The sequence below is a fragment of the Sphingobium indicum BiD32 genome, assembly GCF_000382885.1.
Taxonomy (GTDB): domain Bacteria; phylum Pseudomonadota; class Alphaproteobacteria; order Sphingomonadales; family Sphingomonadaceae; genus Sphingobium; species Sphingobium japonicum_C.
Genome location: NZ_CAVK010000236.1, coordinates 1 through 3,094, shown reverse-complemented (window position 1 = coordinate 3,094; position 3,094 = coordinate 1). Strand labels below are relative to the sequence as shown.

Annotated in this window: 2 protein-coding genes and 1 pseudogene; all 3 read right to left on the bottom strand. The window is 65.2% G+C overall.

The genetic code is table 11. The annotated features are described in order from the left end of the window. Nucleotides 1–492, bottom strand: a pseudogene (locus EBBID32_RS20700) (hypothetical protein); the annotation flags it as partial. A 76-nt stretch (nt 493–568) separates the two neighbouring features. Further along, nucleotides 569–1,768, bottom strand: a complete 1,200-nt coding sequence (gene metK, locus EBBID32_RS20695; protein ID WP_006966340.1) for a methionine adenosyltransferase — start codon at nt 1,766–1,768, stop codon at nt 569–571. Nucleotides 1,769–1,825: 57 nt separating this feature from the next. Continuing rightward, nucleotides 1,826–3,094: apolipoprotein N-acyltransferase (gene lnt / locus EBBID32_RS20690; protein WP_051093400.1), on the bottom strand; the 1,269-nt coding region annotated here is incomplete at its 5' end.

Here is a 3,094-nt window from a genome sequence, read left to right as displayed (position 1 = left end):
GGGGGCGGGCTTTGCCGTGGCGGGCGGCGGGGTGGCGGGCAATTTGCCCTTGCCGTCGGGCACGACATAGCCGCTACCATTGTAGCGCAGCGGCTGGGTGCGACCGGCATGGGTCCATTCCAGATCGATCCATCCGCCGGTCCGGGTGGCGAGCGCGCGGACGGTGCCGTTCTGCCCCACCAGGTTGCGCCAACGGCCATCGGCCCCCTTGGCCGCGATGCCGAAGCTGGTCTTTTCCGGCATGGAACAGGCTGAGCGATTGATGAAGAGCGCTTCGGCCTTCTTGTCGCCATTCATGTCGATGAAGCGGATGCTGGGCCTGGCCGGTGCTCCGCAGGCGTCGGTGGGCCGGTTCTTCACGATCGGAAAACCGCCTGCCGCATAGAGCTGCGCGGCTTCGGCCCTTGTGATCCCGGCACCGGGCGCGGTCTGGGCAGTGGCCGATGTCGCGAGCGTCAGCGCCAGCAAGGCACCAGAATGGCGATATGACATAGCGCGCCCTCCATGTTCACCCTCTCCGAGTCGTTTCGGATGGGGCGTTATAGCATGAAGGGCGCGATTTACGGTGTCAGGCCAGTGCGGCCTTGAGCGCGTCCACCAGATCGGTCTTTTCCCAGGGGAAAAAGTCGCCTTCGGGGGTGCGGCCGAAATGGCCGTAGGCGGCGGTTTTCTGGTAGATGGGCTTGTTGAGGCCCAGATGGGTGCGGATGCCCTTTGGCGTCAGGCGCACCAGCGTGGGCAGGACGGCTTCGATCGCCGAGGCTTCGACCGTGCCGGTGTCGTGGAGATCGACATAGAGGGAGAGCGGTTCGGCGACGCCGATGGCGTAGGAGAGCTGGATCGTGCAGCGGCGGGCGAGGCCGGCGGCGACGATATTCTTGGCCATGTAGCGGGTGATGTAGGCGGCCGACCGGTCAACCTTGGTCGGGTCCTTGCCGCTGAACGCGCCGCCGCCATGGGGCGATGCGCCGCCATAGGTGTCGACGATGATCTTGCGGCCGGTCAGGCCTGCGTCGCCGTCCGGGCCGCCAATTTCAAACAGGCCGGTCGGGTTGACGTAGATTTTCTCGTCGTCGGGCAGCCAGCCTTCGGGCAGGATGTCGGTCATCACGCCCTTGACATAGGCGCGCAGTTTCGCGCGGCTTTCATCATTGTCCATGCCGGCGGCGTGCTGGGTCGAGACGACCAGAGCGGTGGCGCGAACCGGCTTTTCATCGATATATTCGAGCGTCACCTGGCTCTTGGCATCGGGTTCGAGGAAGTCGACGACTTGTGCATGGCGGTCGGCGGCCATGCGCTCCAATATCTTGTGGCTGTAATAGAGGGTGGCGGGCATGAGGTCAGGGGTTTCGTCCGAGGCATAGCCGAACATGATGCCCTGATCGCCTGCGCCTTCATCCTTGTTGCCGCTTTCATCGACGCCCTGCGCGATATGGGCGGACTGGCCGTGGAGGTTGTTTTCAAAGCGGAAGGTCTGCCAGTGGAAGCCGTCCTGCTCATAGCCGATGCGCTTGACCGTGGCGCGGACGGTGGCTTCGATCTCTTCCTTCGCACCCGGCGCCCATGCGCCATCCTCATAGACGCCCTTGCAGCGGATTTCGCCGGCCAGGACGACGAGCTGGGTCGTGGTCAGGGTTTCGCAGGCGATGCGGGCTTCGGGGTCTTTCGACAGGAAGAGATCGACAATGGCGTCGGAAATCTGGTCAGCGACCTTGTCGGGATGGCCTTCGGACACGGATTCCGAGGTGAAGAGGAATTGGTTACGCATGGGACTCCCATAAGCGGCTGGGCCGAAAAGCGATATAAAGAATAGTTTATGTGGCTATTAGCTTTTGCTGCGTGGCATGGCAATGGCCAGCCCGATGAGCAACGCCATGACGGCGAAGGCTGCCCAGTTGCCGACCCGCGCGAACAGGGTGGGGGGCAACGCCGGTGGCAGGCCGGAGTCGAGGAAACCGGCGCGGTTGAGGCCAAGGGCGTGGGTGACATGGCCGCGCGCGTCGATGATCGCGGAGACGCCGGTGGGGGTCGAGCGGATGATGGGGATGCCCTCCTCCAGCGCGCGCAGGCGGGCCTGGGCGAGATGCTGGACCGGTCCCCAACTGCCGAACCAGGCGTCGTTGGAGGGGTTGAACAGGAAGGACGGGCGGTTGGCGCGGTCGATCACCTGACCCGAAAAGATGATCTCATAGCAGATCTGTACCCCCATTTTGAGGTCCGGGCGGCCGAGCGTTGCGGGCAAGGGCAGGCTTTGCGGTCCGGGGCCGGGCCAGAAATCGGCGTCGCCGGGGACAAGGCGGGAAAGGCCGATCGGTTCGAGGATCGAGCGCATCGGCAGATATTCGCCATAGGGGACGAGATGCGCCTTGCTGTAGCGGCCGAGCAATTGGGCGTCGGGGGTGACGATCCAGACGCTGTTGTTCGCGCCCGCCAGCTTTTGCGTGATGAAGCCGTCCTGTTCGACCGGCTTGAAATAGACTTTGTCCGCGCCGGTCATCAGCAGGTCGCCGGGGCCAAGCAGGCTGGCGAGGCGGGCGCGCCAGCCCGGTTCCATGTCGAGATAGGCGGGAATGGCGGCTTCGGGCCAGAATATGAGGCGCGGGGCGGGGCGTGGCGGCCCGGAAAGAGCGGCGAGCTTGCGGAAATTGGCGACTTCGTTTTCGACCGAATATTTCTGGTCCTGGCCGATATTGGGCTGGACGATGCGGACGCGCGGCGCGCCGGGCGGTGTCGGCGGGGCGGGGGCAAAATTGCCCCAGAGCGCGAGAAGGACGAGCGGCGCGGCGAGGGCGGCGGCGGGGCGATAGTCGCGGCGCAGGGCGAGGAGGAGCGCGCCTGATGCGAGGATCGTCAGCGCGCCAAGGCCATAGGTGCCGATGACGGTGGCGGCGATGGCGATGCCGGTTGGGAGCAGGGTTACGCCCAGCGGGTTCCAGGCGAAACCGGTAAACATGGTGGCGCGGAGATATTCAGTCGCCAGCCAGAGGGCGGCGAAGAGGAGGAGGGGGGAGAGGGACGCCCATCCTCCCCTGCAAGGGGAGGTGTCGGGCCGAAGGCCAGATGGAGGGGTGTCGCCCTCTCGATAGGGTGACAC

Excerpts from the sequence above, each read along its gene's own strand:
- metK (WP_006966340.1), bottom strand. The coding sequence starts at position 1,768 with ATGCGTAACCAATTCCTCTTCACCTCGGAATCCGTGTCCGAAGGCCAT.